At 59.3% G+C, this 18,338-nt stretch carries 17 protein-coding genes; 9 read left to right on the top strand and 8 right to left on the bottom strand.

Annotation, left to right across the window (positions count from 1 at the left end; all coding sequences use genetic code 11):
* Window positions 1–44: 44 nt before the first annotated feature.
* Window positions 45–650, top strand: a complete 606-nt coding sequence (azoR, locus tag ACJ8J1_RS06585) for an FMN-dependent NADH-azoreductase (protein WP_015377994.1) — start codon at window positions 45–47, stop codon at window positions 648–650.
* Window positions 651–769: 119 nt separating this feature from the next.
* Here azoR and ACJ8J1_RS06580 read toward each other — a convergent pair whose 3' ends face one another.
* The 3 genes from ACJ8J1_RS06580 to ACJ8J1_RS06570 are packed head-to-tail and all read right to left on the bottom strand — an operon-like array spanning window position 770 to window position 3,908.
* Window positions 770–1,093 (bottom strand): YdbL family protein, encoded by a 324-nt coding sequence (locus ACJ8J1_RS06580; RefSeq protein WP_033643218.1) that lies wholly within the window; start codon window positions 1,091–1,093, stop codon window positions 770–772.
* Between the two features lie 8 nt (window positions 1,094–1,101).
* Window positions 1,102–1,299, bottom strand: a complete 198-nt coding sequence (locus ACJ8J1_RS06575; RefSeq protein WP_025302979.1) for a YnbE family lipoprotein — start codon at window positions 1,297–1,299, stop codon at window positions 1,102–1,104.
* Window positions 1,296–3,908 (bottom strand): YdbH family protein, encoded by a 2,613-nt coding sequence (locus tag ACJ8J1_RS06570; RefSeq protein ID WP_103681796.1) that lies wholly within the window; start codon window positions 3,906–3,908, stop codon window positions 1,296–1,298. Before ACJ8J1_RS06570 ends, ACJ8J1_RS06575 begins: the two co-directional genes overlap by 4 nt.
* Before the next feature lie 443 nt (window positions 3,909–4,351).
* On the opposite strand from ACJ8J1_RS06570, the gene ACJ8J1_RS06565 reads away from it, so the two are divergent.
* Window positions 4,352–5,344 (top strand): 2-hydroxyacid dehydrogenase, encoded by a 993-nt coding sequence (locus ACJ8J1_RS06565; RefSeq protein WP_033650287.1) that lies wholly within the window; start codon window positions 4,352–4,354, stop codon window positions 5,342–5,344.
* A 52-nt stretch (window positions 5,345–5,396) separates the two neighbouring features.
* Window positions 5,397–5,822: a heat shock protein HslJ gene (gene hslJ / locus ACJ8J1_RS06560; RefSeq protein WP_103681797.1), complete on the top strand. Its 426-nt coding sequence runs from the start codon at window positions 5,397–5,399 to the stop codon at window positions 5,820–5,822.
* A 29-nt stretch (window positions 5,823–5,851) separates the two neighbouring features.
* Here hslJ and ACJ8J1_RS06555 read toward each other — a convergent pair whose 3' ends face one another.
* Complete coding sequence (locus tag ACJ8J1_RS06555; protein ID WP_015377999.1) at window positions 5,852–6,106, bottom strand: DUF333 domain-containing protein; 255 nt, start codon at window positions 6,104–6,106, stop codon at window positions 5,852–5,854.
* Between the two features lie 499 nt (window positions 6,107–6,605).
* On the bottom strand, window positions 6,606–6,938 hold the full coding sequence (ssmE, locus tag ACJ8J1_RS06550; RefSeq protein WP_033632935.1) for a multidrug efflux SMR transporter SsmE: 333 nt from the start codon (window positions 6,936–6,938) through the stop codon (window positions 6,606–6,608).
* A 247-nt stretch (window positions 6,939–7,185) separates the two neighbouring features.
* Between ssmE and nifJ the strand changes: the two genes are divergently transcribed.
* The 3 genes from nifJ to ACJ8J1_RS06535 all read left to right on the top strand — a co-directional run bounded on the left by nifJ (window position 7,186) and on the right by ACJ8J1_RS06535 (window position 12,433).
* Complete coding sequence (gene nifJ / locus ACJ8J1_RS06545; protein ID WP_103681817.1) at window positions 7,186–10,719, top strand: pyruvate:ferredoxin (flavodoxin) oxidoreductase; 3,534 nt, start codon at window positions 7,186–7,188, stop codon at window positions 10,717–10,719.
* A 229-nt stretch (window positions 10,720–10,948) separates the two neighbouring features.
* A complete protein-coding gene (gene ttcA, locus ACJ8J1_RS06540; RefSeq protein ID WP_069100970.1) occupies window positions 10,949–11,887 on the top strand; it encodes a tRNA 2-thiocytidine(32) synthetase TtcA in 939 nt (312 codons plus the stop codon).
* A gap of 147 nt (window positions 11,888–12,034) precedes the next feature.
* Window positions 12,035–12,433: a VOC family protein gene (locus tag ACJ8J1_RS06535; protein ID WP_033643223.1), complete on the top strand. Its 399-nt coding sequence runs from the start codon at window positions 12,035–12,037 to the stop codon at window positions 12,431–12,433.
* A 217-nt stretch (window positions 12,434–12,650) separates the two neighbouring features.
* Here the strand turns inward: ACJ8J1_RS06535 and zntB are convergent, their stop codons facing one another.
* Window positions 12,651–13,634, bottom strand: coding sequence for a zinc transporter ZntB (gene zntB, locus ACJ8J1_RS06530; protein ID WP_033643224.1), 984 nt, complete (start codon window positions 13,632–13,634; stop codon window positions 12,651–12,653).
* 50 nt (window positions 13,635–13,684) lie between these two features.
* On the opposite strand from zntB, the gene ACJ8J1_RS06525 reads away from it, so the two are divergent.
* From ACJ8J1_RS06525 to ACJ8J1_RS06515, 3 genes are all read left to right on the top strand, one after another.
* Window positions 13,685–14,494 (top strand): hypothetical protein, encoded by an 810-nt coding sequence (locus ACJ8J1_RS06525; RefSeq protein WP_223524914.1) that lies wholly within the window; start codon window positions 13,685–13,687, stop codon window positions 14,492–14,494.
* Complete coding sequence (locus ACJ8J1_RS06520) at window positions 14,446–15,537, top strand: hypothetical protein (RefSeq protein ID WP_103681798.1); 1,092 nt, start codon at window positions 14,446–14,448, stop codon at window positions 15,535–15,537. The genes ACJ8J1_RS06525 and ACJ8J1_RS06520 overlap by 49 nt, the downstream gene beginning before the upstream one ends.
* A gap of 194 nt (window positions 15,538–15,731) precedes the next feature.
* On the top strand, window positions 15,732–15,980 hold the full coding sequence (locus ACJ8J1_RS06515) for a hypothetical protein (protein ID WP_004930507.1): 249 nt from the start codon (window positions 15,732–15,734) through the stop codon (window positions 15,978–15,980).
* A 158-nt stretch (window positions 15,981–16,138) separates the two neighbouring features.
* On the opposite strand, the gene ACJ8J1_RS06510 is transcribed toward ACJ8J1_RS06515, so the two are convergent.
* Complete coding sequence (locus ACJ8J1_RS06510) at window positions 16,139–17,773, bottom strand: peptide ABC transporter substrate-binding protein (RefSeq protein ID WP_033650282.1); 1,635 nt, start codon at window positions 17,771–17,773, stop codon at window positions 16,139–16,141.
* Window positions 17,774–17,931: 158 nt separating this feature from the next.
* Window positions 17,932–18,282, bottom strand: coding sequence for a hypothetical protein (locus tag ACJ8J1_RS06505; RefSeq protein WP_015378006.1), 351 nt, complete (start codon window positions 18,280–18,282; stop codon window positions 17,932–17,934).
* Between the last annotated feature and the right edge of the window lie 56 nt (window positions 18,283–18,338).

The raw sequence follows: 18,338 nt of genomic DNA, 5'->3' as shown, positions 1-18,338 counted from the left end.
GACGCTGAGTCCTGATGTCACTGTCACAACGTAAGGAATTATCGATGAGCAACGTATTGGTTCTGAAATCAAGCATCCTGGCGACCTACTCTCAGTCTAACCAACTGGCCGATTTCTTCGTAGAGCAATGGAGCAACGCCCACAGCGGCGACACCATCACCGTGCGCGATCTGGCCGCACAGCCAATCCCGGTGCTGGACGGCGAGCTGGTTGGCGCGCTGCGTCCTTCCGATGCTCCGTTGACTCCGCGTCAACAAGAAGCGCTGGCCCTGTCGGACGAACTGATCGCCGAGCTGCAGGCCAATGACGTTATCGTGATCGCCGCACCGATGTACAACTTCAACATCCCGACCCAGCTGAAAAACTATTTCGATCTGGTCGCCCGCGCCGGCGTGACTTTCCGTTACACCGAAAACGGTCCGGAAGGCCTGGTGAAAAACAAACGCGCCGTGATCCTGACCAGCCGCGGCGGCATTCATAAAGGCACCCCAACCGACCTGGTGGAACCTTACCTGCGTCTGTTCCTGGGCTTCATCGGCATCACCGACGTGGAGTTCGTCTTCGCGGAAGGCATCGCCTACGGTCCGGAAGTGGCGACCAAAGCACAGGAAGACGCCAAAGCGGCCCTGTCTCAGGTGGTTGCCGCGTAAGAGCCAGCGCAGGGGCGCCATGCCCCTGCCGGACAAGAGGCAAGCCTTGTCAAACCTGCACTACCCTCATAATAATCATCTATCCGTATCATTCAGCGCGCCAGACGGCGCGCTTTTTTTTACTTCTTCAGCCACTGGCCGTTGATGCCGCGCACATACTCGCCGCTCTGCGCCCGCGTCACCAGCTTCTGGCCGGCCATGCGCGCCACTTCATCAACGGCGATATGGTTGCCGTCCGCCACTTCCTGATACTTCTCGGCGCGGCCGGCGTTGATGCGCTTCACCAGCGCCAAAGTTTCGGCGTCCTGCTGCACCGGCGCGATGTAGCCGCTCAGGGTTTCCCCCACCCGCCCTTGCTGCTTCGCCTCATCCAGCGTCAGCGCCATCGCCAGGCCGCTGAACAGCCAGGCGGCGCCGGCCAGCCACAAATAACGTTTTTTCATGTCGGCTCCTAGAACAGACCGCTTTGGGTTTTCAGCAGGTTTTCGACGTCCTTATCCACCTTGATATGAATTTCATGTTCGATCTTGACGTTCATATTGATGGTGATCGGATCCTTAGGCGTCGCCACCTCGATGCGCGGCACGCAGCCGCTCAGCAGCGAAACGCACAGCACCGCTGCCAGCGTCGACACACTCATGATTTTCATTGTTGCTCCCCAGGTTGTGAGAGGGCCTGCTCCAGCCACTCCTGTAAATTGTCGCCGAAGCGCAAACTGCGCCACAGCTGAAACACGTTTTCCTGATGGCGATAGTTCAGGATCACCTCGCGCTTAGCGCTTTTCTGCGGGTTGATGCCGTCGATGCGCGCGCTCAGCGTCAGCTCGCCCAGGTTGTCGAGATCGACCCGGGCATGCGAACGGTTGATTTCCATGTAGCGCAGCCAGTCGATCGCCGCGCCGGTCGCCAGGTTGTTGCTGCCGATGGCGTCGGCCATGTCTTTGTCCAGGCGCAGCGTCAACGTGCCAGCGTTGGCGATCCAGCCGTTTTGCACCAGCCACTTCGGATGGTTCAGGAACAGCGGCAACTCGCCGTCGACACGGCCGGACATGGCGAACTGCTTCGGTTTCAGGGCGGTAAACAGCGCGCTGAGATCGACCTTGTCCAGCTTCAGCACTGCGGCGTCATGCTGCGGCAACCGCAGCGCCGACAGGCTGATATGCCCGTTGAGCATGTCCACGCCGACGTTGCTCAACGTCAGTGGCTGCCCTTCGCTATAAGGATAGGTGCCCTGCAAATCGGCGGAAATGTTCTGCATCTCGAACAGGTTGGTGAAAGACTTGATGCGCAGCGATACCGGCTGTTTAGCTCCCAATTGCCAGTGATGCTGCTTGAACCGGTACGACAGGATGAAATCCAGGCCGCTCATCTCCCCGTCCTTCAGCCACATGCCGCCGTTTTTCACCACCCAGTGGCCACCGGCCTCGAACCCTTGTTCGCGGGCGGCGGAAAACGCCGACTGCGCGTAAAACTCGCCGTCGCGCAGCGTGAGATTGAGATCCGGCGCCAGCAGCGGTTGGAAGACCTTCAGCGACTGTTTCGGCCACCAGCCTTCGCCGCGCAGACGTTCGCCGTCCCAACGGCCGCGCAGCGCGATCGGACCGATCTGTTGCGCCTGCAGCTTGCCCTGCATCTGGAAACTGTCCGGCGAACGGCCGTTCACCTGCAGCGCCAGCACCGGCGCCGGCAGATAACCGCCATCGCTGAAGCTGACCTTATCCGCCGCCAGCTGCAGCTCACCGTTGAACTGCGGGCTTTGTTCATCACGCCGCCAGCGCAGCGGCTGGTTGAGGCTCAAGCGCGGCGCGGCGACCGTCACCAGGCCGTACTTCAACTTATCGAAGCCGGTGGAGAGTTTATCGAGCACCAACTCGCTGTCGCGCCAGCTGCCGCTGCCGGCCACGTCCCAGGCGGCCTGCAGCGGCGGCAAGCGGCCATTGCCCCAGTAGCGCCATTGCCAGTGGCCCTTGTCCGGCCAGAAATCCTGCGCCTGGCCGTCCAGATGCAGCTTGAAGCGGCCCCAGTAACTGCCGCTGGCGCTCAAAATCGCCTGCAGGCGGCCGGTAATACCGGCAGCGGTCACCTTCACGCCCGCCAGCGGCAAACGCGCCTCTTCCAGCGTCATTTCCGGCGTCACCTTGCCCCACAGGCGCAGCAACGAACCCGGCTGCAGAACCAGCGTCGGGTTGAGAATGCTGCCGCCGAGCACGCCCGGGATCGACGCGGTAGCGGAGAAGTCGGCCAGATTGGCCTGGCCGGTCAGTTGGAACCGCAGATCGCTGTCGGTCAGCCCCACCTTGCCCGGCCCAAGCGTCAGCACCGCATTGCCCTTGCCGTTGTGGCCGGCCGTGATCACGTTCAGCCGCGCGCTGATCTCCGTTTCATCCAGTCCCTTGCTCCAGTCGTGCAGCGCGATGCTGAGGCCGCCGTTCAACGGCTGTCCGCTGTAGGGCCAACGCCACTCGCCCTGCTTGATGCTGACCCGCTGCGGGGTCACTTCCCACGGCAGCACCGCCAGCGGCCGATCGTCGCCTTTCTCGCTCACCGTCAACACGCCCTGCTGCTGTTGCCAGCGCATATCCAGCAAAACCGGTTTTTCCAGATAGGCCGTCTGCATTTCACCCTGCAGCGCGCCCTGCGTCGGCAGGCTGGCCAGATCCAGCGGAATGGTTATCTTGCCGGCGAGGCGCAGCGGTTGCGCGCTGTTGGGCGGAATGACGGTCAGGCTGTGCAACGTCAGCTGTTGTTTTTCATCCAGCTGCGCCTCGGCGCTGAGATTCGGCCCCCGATAATGCAGACGTTGCCCGTCAGAGCCGGAGGAAAGCTGCAGCTTCCCGGCATAACGCTGCCAGGGAATGAGCGTGAGGTCATGAATGGTGAGATCCAGCGGCGGCAGCTGCCGCTGCAGTTGATCGAGCGCAAGCGGCGCGCTGTTGGCGTCGCCGCCCGGCAGTTTTGACAAACAGGCGCTATCGACGCTGACCTTATCGCTCGACAGCTGCCAGCGGCCTTGCCGATAAGCCAGCCGCGTCGGCCCGACGCTGGCCAGCAGACAATCTTGCGCGGTGAAACGCGCCCCCGCCAACGTCAGGCCGCCCTGGCGCCAATGCAATTTGCCCTGCAACTCCAGTCGGCTTCCCGCTGGCAACCAATGCGATAACACCCCCGGCAGCCAGCGCGGCAAGGTTTGCCACAACGCCAGCACCAGGATTGCGCAGCCCGCCACCGTCCCTATGAATACTTTCAATCGCCTGGTCATTAAATGATTGCTTCGTTCCTGTGTTAGGCATTGGTTAAGTCTATGCCTGAATTGACAATAATGATGGCACGAATTTGACATAGGGTGAAGCTGAGCGCGGTCGCAGAGGCGATTTGCACCCTTTTGGCGCAAGCGTGCGCGGAGTTGTAGATTTTCGTTACATATACATCACATAAATAGGACAGTTTTCAGACTTTTGTTATTGTTGTTACCGTTGATGATTAATAGTCTTGCAAGCATTCTAATAAAAGTTTAGCTGCTAGCTAACTGTGTACTAGAGAAGCCATTCCCCACACCCCCGTGGGGATTTTTTTGTCGCCCGCCTCACCGTCGCCTTTCCTTCACCGTCGTCAGCCCACAGCAGCCCTGCAGCGTGGCTAACCAATTGTCGAATTTACTAAAATCTGTTAAATTGATCACAAAATCACGGTGGAGAAACCACGATGAAATTGGCGATATACAGCACCAAACAGTATGACCGTAAATATCTCGAACTGGTGAATCAGCAGTTTGGCTATGAGCTGGAATTCTTCGACTTTTTACTCAGTAAAAAAACCGCCAAAACGGCCGCCGGTTGCAAGGCGGTGTGTATCTTCGTCAACGACGACGGCAGCCGTGAAGTGCTCGAAGAACTGGCGGCGCTGGGCGTCGAAATTCTCGCCCTGCGCTGCGCCGGTTTTAATAACGTCGATCTGGACGCCGCCAAAGCGCTGGGCATCAAGGTAGTGCGCGTGCCGGCCTACTCGCCGGAAGCCGTGGCGGAACACGCGGTAGGCATGATGATGTGCCTGAACCGCCGTATTCACCGCGCATATCAACGCACCCGCGACGCCAATTTCTCTCTCGAAGGGCTGATCGGCTTTAACATGCACAATCGCACCGCCGGCGTGATCGGCACCGGTAAAATCGGCGTGGCGACGATGCGCATTCTCAAAGGCTTCGGCATGAAGCTGCTGGCTTACGATCCGTTCCCCAGCGAACAGGCGCTGGAACTGGGCGCAGAGTATGTCGACCTGAAAACGCTGTACGCGCAATCCGACGTAATCACCCTGCACTGCCCGCTGACGCCGGAAAACCACCATCTGCTGAATGCCGACGCCTTCGCGATGATGAAAAACGGCGTAATGGTGATCAACACCAGCCGCGGCGCGCTGATCGACTCTACCGCCGCCATCGACGCGTTGAAGCAGCAGAAAATCGGCGCGCTCGGGATGGACGTCTACGAGAACGAACGCGATCTGTTCTTTGAAGACAAGTCTAACGACGTGATTCAGGATGACGTGTTCCGCCGCCTGTCGGCCTGCCACAACGTGCTGTTCACCGGCCATCAGGCTTTCCTGACCGAAGAGGCGCTGACCAGCATTTCGCAAACCACGCTGCAGAACATCAGCCAATTGGATCGCGGCGAAGCCTGCCCGAACCAGTTGAACGCGTGAACGGCATTTCGGGGCGCCCCCTGCGGCGCCCTGTTTATTTGAGAGCGCGACGATGAGAACAACGACGGCCGCCCTTGCGGCGCTGGTCTTGGGGGGATGCAGCATGAAACCACCCGCGACCGTTACGCCCGGCGATCTGATGCATCATAATTTCGTGTTGCAGAGCGTCGATGGCGAAGCGGCAAAATCCCCAACGGGCGGCGTCCTGCTCAATCTGGAGTTCGGCGAGAACCTGCATGTGTCCGGCGCGATGTGCAACCGCTTTTTCGGCCAGGGGCAATTACGCGACGGCGTACTGACGGTAAAACCGTTGGCCTCGACGCGCAGGCTGTGCCCTGATGAGCAGCGCAATCGCTGGGATCGAGTGATCGGCACCGTGCTGGAAAACGGCGCCGAAGTGACGCTGAGCGCGCAGCAGCTGACGCTCAACGGCAGCGGCCACACGCTGGTTTATGCCCTGCGCGACTGGGTATATTGATTCTGGACGCCAGGCCTGGCGCCGTGGGCTTACCCGGCGCAGCTGCCCAGGCCCAGCGTGCGTTCCTCACACTGTTTGCCGTTCGGCATCTGGCACATGCGCAACGCTTCACCGTTCAAGTTGTGCGCGATGGTGGTGACGCCGCCGACCGCCGCGCAACCGGCGCTGGTCTGCAACGTATTGATTCTGGCACTGTTGCCCTGCTGTACTGGCTCTTCGTTGTTGCTGCTGCAGGCGGCTAAAAGCAGCACGGCGCTGGCAAGCAGCCATTTTGATGTCGTCATTATCCCACTCCTGAACCCGGAACTGCGCTGTGTAAAATCGCCATTGCCAATAACGCGCGTCACTTGGCGGACACGTTTCGCTATCTTTGATGCAAACTTGTTTAATCTAGCTCGATATATAAATAATGAAAATATATTCCGGCCATTATTTGTGGTTTTTTTGCACCGGCCGGACATTTATTTTGTTTGCAGAATATTTCCGCCCCCATTGCGGGAGGTTAAACGTGACAGCGGCCCCCACCGCCCGCCCCGGCCGCAGAGAGAAAGTGATAACGTCACCGTTGCCGGCGACGGGGTTTCTTCGCATGATATCGGTATTAATTAACCCCGCGTGCTTTCGGCGTGACGGCGCATTTTTTGCTACCGGAGAGGATGATATTTGCGTCTATGCTGACGGCGCTAACTAATTAGCATTCCACTATTTTCAGTGAATGATGGCTGAATTCTTCAACCGGCGCGACTTGCTGTCACGCCGGCTTTTTTTACATCAAAATAACATTCAGTGCACAGAGGCTTTCGACAGTAAATTAATTACCAGCACGCCGGCAATAATTAATCCCATGCCGACAATCGCCGGCCAATCCAATTTTTGCTGATAAACGAATACCGCCGCGACCGACACCAGCACGATCCCCATGCCCGACCAAATCGCATACACAATGCCCAGCGGCATGCTCTTGACCACCATCGACAGCCCCCAAAACGCTACGCCGTAGCCCAGCACCACCAGCAGCGACGGCCACAGACGGGTAAAGCCCTCGGAGGCTTTCAACATGGTGGTGGCGATCACTTCCGCGACTATCGCCATCGTCAAATACATAAATCCGCTCATGGTTTTCTTCTGTCAGTTTACCGATGCGCAATTATGACGCGCCGGAAATAAATTGTCTTTAAACGGCGAAAACAATTTATTGAAGGACCTCAACCGGCGATGCAAATAGCGATGCCGGATACGCTTGCCGATTTATCGCCCGCCACACAAACGCGATAAAGCCGCGTTCAAACCCTCTGTTAGACTTTTTTCCATTACTGCGAAAGTGCGCTTTCGCGGCTTTGTGAGCAATGAAAAGGTAATGTCGATGATAACTACAGATGGTAATAATGCAGTCGCTTCCGTGGCCTATCGCACCAACGAAGTGATTGCCATCTACCCTATCACGCCAAGTTCCACCATGGCGGAGCAGGCGGACGCCTGGTCCGGCGATGGCCGGCAAAACATCTGGGGTGATATCCCGCGCGTGGTGGAAATGCAGTCGGAGGGCGGCGCGATCGCCACCGTGCACGGCGCCTTGCAGACCGGCGCGCTGTCCACCTCGTTCACCTCATCGCAGGGTCTGCTGCTGATGATCCCGACGCTGTACAAACTGGCCGGCGAGCTGACGCCGTTTGTGCTGCACGTCGCCGCACGCACCGTGGCCACGCACGCGCTGTCAATCTTCGGCGATCACTCTGACGTGATGGCGGTGCGCCAGACCGGCTGCGCCATGCTGTGCGCCGGCAGCGTGCAGGAAGCGCAGGATTTCGCGCTGATCTCGCAGACCGCCAGCCTCAACGCGCGCCTGCCGTTCATCCACTTTTTCGACGGGTTCCGCACCTCGCACGAGATCAATAAAATCGTACCGCTCAGCGACGATACGTTGCGGCACATGCTGCCGCAGGCGGCGATCGACGCCCACCGCCGCCGGGCGCTGTCGCCGGATCATCCGGTGGTGCGCGGCACTTCCGCCAACCCTGACACCTATTTCCAGTCGCGCGAGGCCACCAACCCTTGGTATGACGCCGCCGACCAGCACGTGATCGACGCCATGGAGGCTTTCGCCGCCCTCACCGGCCGCCACTACCGGCCGTTCGACTATTATGGCCACCCGCAGGCCGAACGCGTGGTGGTGGTGATGGGCTCCGCCGCCGGCACCTGCGAAGAAGTGATCGACACCCTGCTGACCCGCGGCGAAAAAGTCGGCGTGCTGAAAGTGCGGCTGTTCCGGCCGTTCTCCGCCAAACACCTGCTCGGCGCGCTGCCGGACAGCGTGCGCAGCGTCGCGGTGCTCGATCGCACCAAAGAACCGGGCGCGCTGGCCGAGCCGCTGTATCTGGACGTGATGACCGCGCTGGCGGAAGCCTACAGCCGGGGCGAGCGCGCCACGCTGCCGCGAGTGATCGGCGGCCGTTACGGCCTGTCGTCGAAGGAGTTCGGCCCGGACTGCGCGCTGGCGGTGTTTCGCGAGCTGGCCCAGCCGCAGCCGCGCCCGCGCTTCACCGTCGGCATCTTCGATGACGTCACCGGCCTTTCGCTGCCGCTGAGCGACGAAATCCTGCCGCAGCGCGCCTCGCTGGAAGCGCTATTCTACGGTTTGGGCAGCGACGGCTCGGTCTCGGCCACCAAGAACAACATCAAAATCATCGGCAACGCCACGCCGCTGTATGCGCAGGGCTATTTCGTCTACGACTCCAAAAAGGCCGGCGGCCTGACGGTCTCGCACCTGCGCGTCAGCGAGCAGCCGATCAATTCGGCCTATCTGGTCAGCCAGGCGGATTTCGTCGGCTGCCACCAGCTGCAGTTTATCGATAAGTACCAGATGGTTGAGCGCCTCAAACCCGGCGGCACCTTCCTGCTCAATACCCCTTACGGCGCCGACGAAGTCTGGTCGCGCCTGCCGCAGGAGGTACAGGCGCTGTTGCATCAACGCCAGGCGCGTTTCTACATCATCAACGCCGCCAAGCTGGCGCGTGAATGCCGGCTCGGCGCGCGCATCAACACCGTCATGCAGATGGCGTTTTTCCATCTGACGCAGATCCTGCCGAGCGACGTGGCGCTGCAACAGCTGCAGGACGCCATCGCCCGCAGCTACAGCAGCAAAGGCCAGGAGATCGTCGAGCGCAACTGGCAGGCGCTGGGCGCCACCCGCGGCGCGCTGATTGAAATCCCGCTGCAGCCGGTCGACGACAGCAGCCCGATGCGCCCGCCGGTGGTCTCGGACGCCGCGCCTGACTTCGTCAAAACCGTTACCGCCGCGATGCTGGCCGGACTGGGCGATGCGCTGCCGGTTTCCGCCTTCCCGCCGGACGGCACCTGGCCGGTGGGTACCACCCAGTGGGAAAAGCGCAACATCGCCGAAGCGATCCCGGTCTGGCAGCCCGACCTGTGCACCCAGTGCAACCATTGCGTCGCCGCCTGTCCGCACTCCGCCATTCGCGCCAAGGTCGTGCAGCCGGCGGAGATGGAACACGCCCCCGCCTCCCTGCAGTCGCTGGATGTCAAAGCGCGCGATATGCGCGGGCAAAAATACGTGCTGCAAGTGGCGCCGGAGGATTGCACCGGCTGTAACCTGTGCGTCGAGGTCTGCCCGGCGAAAGATCGCCAGAACCCGGAGATCAAGGCCATCAATATGGCCTCACGCCTCGATAATCTGACGGCGGAAAAAGACAACTACGATTTCTTCCTGCAGCTGCCGGAAATCGATACGGCGCAGCTGGAACGCATCGACATTCGCACCTCGCAGCTGATCACGCCGCTGTTCGAGTACTCCGGCGCCTGCTCCGGCTGCGGCGAAACGCCGTACATCAAGCTGTTGACCCAGCTCTATGGCGACCGTTTGCTGATCGCCAACGCCACCGGCTGTTCGTCGATCTACGGCGGCAACCTGCCGACCACGCCGTACACCACCAACGCCGAAGGGCGCGGGCCGGCATGGGCCAACTCGCTGTTCGAAGACAACGCCGAATTCGGCCTGGGCTTCCGTTTGACGGTCGATCAACATCGCGCGCGGGTGCTGCGCCTGCTGAATTCGCTGGCGCCGCAGCTGCCGGAGCAGTTGGTCAATGCCCTGCAGATGGAAGACGTGGCGCCGGAGCCGCGCCGCAAGCAAATCGCCGAACTGCGCGCGCTGCTGGCGAGTATTGAAGGTGAAGATGCGCGCCAGCTGGCGACCGACGCCGACTATCTGGTGGATAAATCCATCTGGCTGATCGGCGGTGACGGCTGGGCCTACGACATCGGCTTCGGCGGTTTGGATCACGTCCTCAGCCTGACGGAGAACGTCAACGTGCTGGTGCTCGACACCCAGTGCTACTCCAACACCGGCGGCCAGCAGTCGAAGGCCACGCCGCTCGGCGCGGTGACCAAATTCGGCGAGCACGGCAAGCGCAAGGCGCGCAAGGATCTGGGCGTCAGCATGATGATGTACGGCCATGTTTACGTCGCGCAGATCTCGCTGGGGGCGCAGCTCAACCAGACGGTGAAAGCGATTCAGGAGGCCGAGGCCTATCCGGGACCGTCGCTGATCATCGCCTACAGCCCGTGCGAAGAGCACGGCTACGATCTGGCGCTCAGCCACGATCAGATGAAACAGCTGACCGCCACCGGCTTCTGGCCGCTGTACCGCTTCGATCCGCGCCGCAGCGCCGAGGGCAAGGCCGCATTGGCGCTGGATTCACGGCCGCCGAACAGCAACCTGTCGGAAACGCTGCTAAAAGAACAGCGTTTCCGCCGCCTGAACGCGCAGCAGCCGGAGGTGGCCAGCGCGCTGTATCAGGCCGCCGAGAAAGAGCTGAAGGAGAAATACGATTTCCTCAGCCTGCTGGCCGGCAAGGCGGAAAAGTCCGCCGCTGAGTAACCTCCCTCAGGGCGCGAGCGATTCGCGCCCTGATCTTTTACCGTTGACGTAAGGCGTAGCAATAAAACCTGCTGGCATTCCTGCGCGCAATCCGTACCATACAGGCCTCGCGTCGGGCGCGTGGAAGCTGGATGATGAATAATGATCAAAATCGGCCGGTTGAATGGTAAACTCGCGGTCTACAACGCCATGCCCCTAGTGCCCCCCATTGAGAATGAGCACGATTTAAATGTCAGAAAAGCAATCCGTTAGCCAAAAAGAGCAGTACAACCTGAACAAATTGCAAAAACGCCTGCGCCGCAACGTGGGCGAAGCGATCGCCGATTTCAATATGATTGAAGAAGGCGACCGCATCATGGTCTGTCTGTCCGGCGGCAAAGACAGCTACACCATGCTGGAGATCCTGCGCAATCTGCAGCAGAGCGCGCCGATCAATTTCTCGCTGGTGGCGGTGAATCTCGACCAGAAACAGCCCGGCTTCCCTGAGCATATTCTGCCTGCTTACCTGGAAGGCTTGGGGGTGGAGTACAAGATCGTCGAAGAAAACACCTACAGCATCGTTAAAGACAAGATCCCGGAAGGCAAAACCACCTGTTCACTGTGCTCGCGCCTGCGCCGCGGCATTTTGTATCGCACCGCCACCGAACTGGGCGCCACCAAGATCGCGCTGGGCCACCACCGCGACGATATTCTGCAGACGCTGTTCCTCAACATGTTCTACGGCGGCAAGATGAAAGGCATGCCGCCCAAACTGATGAGCGACGACGGCAAGCACGTGGTCATTCGCCCGCTGGCCTATTGCCGCGAAAAAGACATCGAGCGTTTCTCGATCGCCAAAGCGTTCCCGATCATTCCATGCAATCTGTGCGGCTCTCAGCCTAATTTGCAGCGCCAGGTGATCGGCGACATGCTGCGCGACTGGGACAAACGTTACCCAGGCCGGCTGGAAACCATGTTCAGCGCCATGCAAAACGTGGTGCCTTCGCACCTGAGCGATATCAATCTGTTCGATTTCAAAGGCATTCACCACGGCAGCGCGGTGGTGGACGGCGGCGATTTGGCCTTCGATCGCGAAGACATTCCGATGCAGCCGGTCGGCTGGCAGCCGGAAGATTCGGACGACGCGGCGCCTGTGCCGGCGCGTTTGGACGTGCTGGAAATCAAATAAGTCCCCTCGCCGCTCGCCACCCTGCGAGCGGCGATCTTTTCCCTCTCTCGACGATCTCGATCCTGTTCACAGTTTGCGCATAATTTGCTGGGCGATGCCGTTTTTACCCTATACTGTGCATTTATACAGTCATATGGAGATCGCGCAATGAATATCACCCCCTGCCTGTCCCACGTCTCGCTGGGCTCGAACGATTTCGTCGCCGCCGCGGCCTTTTACGATCGCACGCTGGCCGCCTTGGGTTGCCGACGGGTGCTGGAGCATCCCGGCGCGATCGGTTATGGCCGTGACTACCCGGAGTTCTGGCTGCAGGTGCCGATCGACGGCCAGCCCGCTTCACCCGGCAACGGCACGCACGTCGGTTTTTTCGCGACCAGCAAGCAGCAGGTGGATGAATTCCATCGCCAGGCGCTGCTGGCCGGCGCCGTCGATGAAGGCGCGCCCGGTTCGCGGCCGCACTACGGTGAGGCTTACTACGGCTGCTTTGTCCGTGATTTGGATGGGCACAAGATTGAAGCCAGCTTCTGGGATGAAAGCGCGGCCTGAGGAAGAGAGAAATCGAATAAAAAAATGCCGGTGATTAAACCGGCATTGTACGAATCAAATGTGCTATGCAGTAATTCAAAAATAAGAAAGTAAGACAATTATGGAGCGCAACGCCCATCGCTTGACGTTGCATTCACCTGCGAGAGAGATCATGCCCCATTTCCCCCGGCTAAATGTTGATTTTGCTCAATGTTAACCGGGTTTTCGTCATTTTCGCCTACAGCCAGCGGCTGCGCTTCAGCCACCAGGCGACGCCAAGCACCAACCCGACCAGCATCAGGCAAAATGCCGCGAAACCGAAGGGGTTGCCGCCGCCCGGTATGCCGCCAAGGTTGACGCCAAACAGCCCGGTCAGGAAGGTGGTCGGCAGAAATACCATCGCCAACAGCGACATGGTGTAAGTGCGGCGGTTCATCGCGTCGGCCATCACCGTGGTAATTTCGTCGGACAAGATGGCGGTGCGCGCGATGCTGCCGTCCAGATCGTCCAACCCGCGCCCCAGGCGATCCGCGATGTCCTGCATGCGGCGGCGATCGTCGTCGCTCATCCACGGCAGGCGGTCGCTGGCCAGCCGTGCGAAAACGTCACGCTGCGGCGCCATGTAACGGCGCAGCACGATAAGCTGTTTACGGATCAACGCCAGCTGGCCACGCTCCGGCACCTGCTGTTCCAGCAAGGCGTCCTCCAGATCGATAATCTTGTCGTGCAGATCCTCAATGAATTCGCTGGTGTGATCGGTCAACGCATCGGAAATCTCCACCAGCCAGTTGCCGCTGTTGGTCGGCCCGGCGCCGCTTTGCAAATCGTTCACCACCTGATCGATGGAATACACCTTGCGGTGCCGCGTGGAGATAATCAGTTTATCGGTGATGTACACGCGAATGGTGACCAACTGGTCCGGCCGTGAGTTGGCGTTAAAGTTGATGCTGCGCAGCGTGATCATGGTGCCTTCGCCCTGGCGGCTGACGCGCGGCCGTGAGCTTTCGCCGGAGAGCGCTTCGCGCACCGAGTCCGGCAGCAGCGGCGTGGTGCTCAGCCATTCGGCGCTGGCCGGGTGCGCGTAATCAAGATGCAGCCAGCAAGGCGCGTCGCAGGTGATCTTGTCATCCCGCTCGATCGGCGTGACGCCGCCCTTGCCATCCAGCTGGTAGGCGTAGACCGCGTCGGCGACCTGCAGCTCGCTCCCCTCAATCACATCCATTCATTTATCCCCTCAGTCTTGCTTATGTTGCTGAGTCTAGCGTTAACGCCTTGGAGATCAAAGACCAAGCTGTAACGCCAGTTTTCATGTTGTCCCATAAGCGTGGTCTATACTTCTGCTGCCAGGAACGCAAGACAGCCCGAGAGGAAACTCGCATGTTACAAATCAGCACCGCAGATATCTTGAAAATCGTCCTACCGACCGTCATTACGCTGTTTATCGCCGTGGTCAAAACGCCTTTTCGCATTCGGCGGGAAAACCACGATAAGCTGTTAAACCTGCTCGAATCCGTCGAGAAGCCCCAAAGCGCCCCCATACGTCTGTTGCGGTTTCGCGACTATATCGGCAACCGCAGCGCCGGCCTTGTTGCGCTGCAGCTGCTGCTGGCATTGCCGGATAGCGTAGCGGCGCTGGAACGCTATCGTTTCACCGGTGGCCGTCAGCAAATCTTGCGCGCCACGCCCGCAGGCTTCGTTTTGCGGCCAAGCGCCAATAACGCGTTCAAGCGTTTCTTGCTTTCCTGTCGCTATTTCTTGCTGTATTTGGTGTTCGTTACGTTGCTGGTGCTGTTCCCTGCGTTGACTCAATGGGGACTGCAGCAGTTAGGGGTATTGATTACGCCCTATTCACTCCGCTATCTGCCTAATGCGCGCATCACCGACGGCTGGCAGCTGCTGTTCCCCGGTTTATTATTTATTATCATTATGTTCAGCCTGGCATACCTGACCTTCAGGCAGCTGGCACGCGCGGGCAACCTCAGTTCGGAACGCGCCTTTTATCGCTACTATCAACGAGCGCGTGAGGAACAACGATGCCGGGAAGTCCTGAGACAACTGCGCGCTGCGCTGCGCCGAACCTGACGAGAATGCGCCGCCTGCGTTGCATCGCAATGGCCGCCCTGCTGCTGTTCGCCCAATCGGCTTGTGCAGAGCCGGTGTTAGAACGCCTCGCCACGCCCTATCACGCGCCGACGGCGGCGGGTTCACTGCCTTATTTTGTCGCGCACGCTCACTCCCCCCAGCCGCGCACCGCGCTGGTGGTGATGCACGGCCACCCGCGCGATGTCGCCAAGACATTGCAAGCGGCGATCGACGCCGCGCAGGGAGCGGGAGACAACAGCTTGCTGGTCGCCCCGCTGTTCCAGGTGCCGGAGACGCTTGCCGCCCGCTGCCGTTCCGCCGGGCTACAGGCGCCGCAAGAGGGGGACGCCCTGTGGCACTGCGGCTCCTGGATCGAAGGCGGTTTGGATAATGGCGGGAAAACCGGCTCGTTCAACGCCATGGATAACCTGCTGGCCGATCTGAAACGGCGCTGGCCGTCGTTGCAGTCGATCACCGTCGCCGGTTTCTCCGCCGGCGCCCAATTCGTGCAGCATTATGTCGGCTTCGCCGACCCGCCGGACGGAGTGCGCCTGCGCTATGTCGTCGCCGATCCGGGCAGCTGGCTCTATTTTGACAACCTGCGTCCCCAGCCCCTTCATCCGGAGCGCTGTGGCAGTGAAAAAAACTGTCGCTTCCGCTGGCACACGCTGGACGCCGGCCAGTGCCCACAGGCTAACCAGTGGAAATATGGTCCGGAAGCGCTTCCCGCTCACCTGCAGCGCACCGCCGACGCAGCCCGCCGGCGCTATGCGGCGGCGGATATCACCTACCTGGCCGCAGACGGTGATACCGGCACCGCGCCGGGCGCCTACTATCGCATACTCGACAAATCCTGCGCCGCCCAGCTGCAGGGTCCCTACCGGTTGCAGCGCGCCCTGGCCTATGCCGACTATGACCGGCGCTATCTGGCGCCGGAGAAGCCGCATCGGTTAACCCTCGTTCCCGGCTGCGGACACAACGTCGCCTGCGTCTTTCCCGCGCCGGCGGCCAGGCAAGCGCTGTTCTCCATTAATGCAGACTAATAATAACGGCATTGAAATAAACCATTGCCGATAAATCAGACAATATCGCCGATAAAGCGCTGGTAATACCGTTATTATTATGACTTAACATATTGCTATCAATTTTAATTCAAAATGATAATAATAAATCAACACAAAGCTGTTTCAGCGCAAATTTTAGGGGCATATACTTTTCTCACTACGAGGAGGTAGTTATGTTACGCGACCATTTAAAAATAAACGCCAGCGATACGCTGGAAAAAATCAGCAATATCCATTTGCAAAACCAGGGCCAGGAAGAGATCAGTGAGTTTGTGGTGAAAAACGCCGCCGGTCTGCAGATTGGCAAGGTCTCCGTCCACGATCGTTTCAGTACCCGTCGTTCTTATCCCACCAGCTACCGCATTACTCAGACCGATATGAGCGGCCGCGTAGTGGTGGACGCCATGCGGGACTGTCTGTAAGCGTAACCGCTCTCTGAAATAGACAATATTAATGTGATGATGGCAACCCTGTTTATTATTAAACGGGGTTTATCGCATGGAAAAATTAATTAGCCGCGTGGTTTCGCCGCCGAGAAAATAACGCCCCCGCATTGCGCGGGGGCGATAAATAAGCCCATTCAGTGTTTGATGATATACATCGTTTGGCTATAGGCCACATCTTCCGGATTGGTGATCGGGTAGCCTTTTACCCACGGTTTGATCAGGCGGCCGTTGGTGTATTGGTATATCGGCGCGATTGGCGCCTGATCGGCAATGATCTGTTCCATCTTGTTGTAATCGGCGGTCACCGCCGCCGGGTTGGTTTCCCGCCCCGCCTGCGCCAGCAGCTTGTCGTAGTCCGCATTCTTGAACTTGGCGATATTGCCGCTGTGGGTGGAGGTCAGCAGCGACAGGAAGGTCGACGCCTCGTTATAGTCACCCACCCAGGAGGCGCGGATCACATCGAAATTGCCGGTATTGCGGCTGTCGATGTAGGTTTTCCACTCTTGGTTTTGCAACTTGACGTCAATCCCCAGCTTTTTCTTCCACATCGAGGCCACGGCGATGGCGATCTTCTGGTGGCTCTCCGAGGTGTTATACAGCAGCGTCAGCTTCAGCGGGTTGTTCGGGCCGTAGCCGGCCGCCTGCAGCAATGCCTTGGCCTGCGCGTCCAGCTCCGCCTGCGGCTGCTGTTGCAGCAAACTCGCCTCGGGTTTGAACCCGGCGGTGACGTCCGGCGTGAAGTGATAAGCCGGTTTTTCACCGGTGCCCAACACTTTCTCCGCGATAATCTTGCGATCGATGGCGTAGGACAAGGCCTGACGCACCCGCACGTCGTTGGTCGGCGCACGCTGGGTGTTGAACGCGTAATAATAGGTGCCGAGCTGATCCGGGGTGTACACCTGCCCCGGGATGTCTTTCAGCAGCTTCTGATACATGTTTTTCGGGAAGGATTCGGTGATGTCGATGTCACCCGCCAGGTAACGCTTGGTGGCGTTGGATTCCTGGTTGATCGGCACGAAGGTCACTTTGGTCAGCACGGTGCGCGCATGATCCCAGTAATGGTCATTAGGCGTCAGCACCAGCTTCTCGTTCACCACCCGCTCCTGCAGTTTGAACGCGCCGTTGCCCACCAGATTGCCGACCTTGGTCCAGTCATTGCCGTATTTTTCCACCACCGCCTTGTTCACCGGGAACAGGCTGAAGTTGGCCGTCAGGCTGACGAAGTACGGCACCGGCTTGTCCAACTGCACCTTGAGCGTGTAGTCATCCGGCGCCGATACGCCCAAGCGATCGGCCGGCAGTTTGCCGCTGATGATCTGCTCGGCGTTCTGGATCCCCGCCAGTTGCGCGAACCAGGCGAACGGCGACAGATTTTTCGGTTCTACCAGCCGCTGCCAGCTGTAAACGAAGTCTTTTGCCGTGACAGGGTCACCGTTTGACCAACGCGCGTCTTTACGCAGATGGAAAATATAAGTCTGATTGTCGCTGGTCTGCCAGCGGGTGGCGACGCCGGGGATCACTTTCCCGTTGGCGTCCTGATTGACCAGCCCTTCGAACAGATCGCGCGCCAGCTGAGCCTCCGGCAAGCCAACCGCTTTGATCGGATCGAGCGAGGCCGGTTCGTCTTTAATGTGGCGCACGATTTCCTGTTTGTCCGCCAGCGCGGTGCCCGGGGGAACCTGCGCCGCCATGGCGCTGCTCATACAGGCGCCGATCGCCGCCGCGCAGAGCGCCAAACGAAAACCCCGTTGCATTTTTTTTCCCGTCATTATGATTTGTCCCCCGTTAACCATCTGAATTTTTTATCATATAGCACAAGATCCATCCGGCCTAGAGCCCGCGGGCGAGAAGTTGCAAAAAGTGCGATTCAGGCGATAAAAAACCCGTGCGGCGCAGGGCGGCACGGGTGGGATTGCGGCAGCGACCGTCAGTCGTACAGGTGGATGCTGTTGATGCGGTAGCTGAACTCTTCACCCTCTTCTTCATCGAACACGGTGAAAAAGCCTTTCTCAGCCAGCGGACGGGCCGAGATATCGGTTTTTTGCAGCTGACGCGCATCCGCGTCGTCGTAGCCGTAGTCGAGATAGAAGGCATCTTTCTGGTAATCGATATGCAGGGTGAACGGATAGTTCGATTCGTCCCCGCGCCCGTCGTCATTTTTCACCACGCCGAACCATTCCCCCTGACGGATCTGGTTTTCAGCGTCTACGCCGCACAGCAGCGTGATGGTGTCATTTTCATTTTCGCTATAGCTGGCGATGATTCTGGCTACTGGCATGTTAAATCCTCTTGCGGGTGATTGGCTTAGCTCTGCCGTTAGTATAACAACAGCCT

The sequence above is a fragment of the Serratia sp. CY37869 genome (assembly GCF_052168895.1).
Classification (GTDB): domain Bacteria; phylum Pseudomonadota; class Gammaproteobacteria; order Enterobacterales; family Enterobacteriaceae; genus Serratia; species Serratia ureilytica.
The sequence above is the reverse complement of the archived record's forward strand: the minus strand, read 5'-3'. Positions and strand labels throughout refer to the sequence as shown.

Bases quoted from the DNA above. Each gene is read 5' to 3' on its own strand.
- ACJ8J1_RS06510 (WP_033650282.1), bottom strand. From the start codon at position 17,773: ATGACGGGAAAAAAAATGCAACGGGGTTTTCGTTTGGCGCTCTGCGCG.
- ssmE (WP_033632935.1), bottom strand. From the start codon at position 6,938: ATGAGCGGATTTATGTATTTGACGATGGCGATAGTCGCGGAAGTGATC.
- ACJ8J1_RS06580 (WP_033643218.1), bottom strand. From the start codon at position 1,093: ATGAAAAAACGTTATTTGTGGCTGGCCGGCGCCGCCTGGCTGTTCAGC.
- ACJ8J1_RS06505 (WP_015378006.1), bottom strand. From the start codon at position 18,282: ATGCCAGTAGCCAGAATCATCGCCAGCTATAGCGAAAATGAAAATGAC.
- ACJ8J1_RS06570 (WP_103681796.1), bottom strand. From the start codon at position 3,908: ATGACCAGGCGATTGAAAGTATTCATAGGGACGGTGGCGGGCTGCGCA.
- ACJ8J1_RS06555 (WP_015377999.1), bottom strand. From the start codon at position 6,106: ATGACGACATCAAAATGGCTGCTTGCCAGCGCCGTGCTGCTTTTAGCC.
- hslJ (WP_103681797.1), top strand. From the start codon at position 5,397: ATGAGAACAACGACGGCCGCCCTTGCGGCGCTGGTCTTGGGGGGATGC.
- ACJ8J1_RS06565 (WP_033650287.1), top strand. From the start codon at position 4,352: ATGAAATTGGCGATATACAGCACCAAACAGTATGACCGTAAATATCTC.
- zntB (WP_033643224.1), bottom strand. From the start codon at position 13,634: ATGGATGTGATTGAGGGGAGCGAGCTGCAGGTCGCCGACGCGGTCTAC.
- ttcA (WP_069100970.1), top strand. From the start codon at position 10,949: ATGTCAGAAAAGCAATCCGTTAGCCAAAAAGAGCAGTACAACCTGAAC.
- ACJ8J1_RS06575 (WP_025302979.1), bottom strand. From the start codon at position 1,299: ATGAAAATCATGAGTGTGTCGACGCTGGCAGCGGTGCTGTGCGTTTCG.
- ACJ8J1_RS06515 (WP_004930507.1), top strand. From the start codon at position 15,732: ATGTTACGCGACCATTTAAAAATAAACGCCAGCGATACGCTGGAAAAA.
- nifJ (WP_103681817.1), top strand. From the start codon at position 7,186: ATGATAACTACAGATGGTAATAATGCAGTCGCTTCCGTGGCCTATCGC.
- ACJ8J1_RS06535 (WP_033643223.1), top strand. From the start codon at position 12,035: ATGAATATCACCCCCTGCCTGTCCCACGTCTCGCTGGGCTCGAACGAT.
- azoR (WP_015377994.1), top strand. From the start codon at position 45: ATGAGCAACGTATTGGTTCTGAAATCAAGCATCCTGGCGACCTACTCT.
- ACJ8J1_RS06520 (WP_103681798.1), top strand. From the start codon at position 14,446: ATGCCGGGAAGTCCTGAGACAACTGCGCGCTGCGCTGCGCCGAACCTG.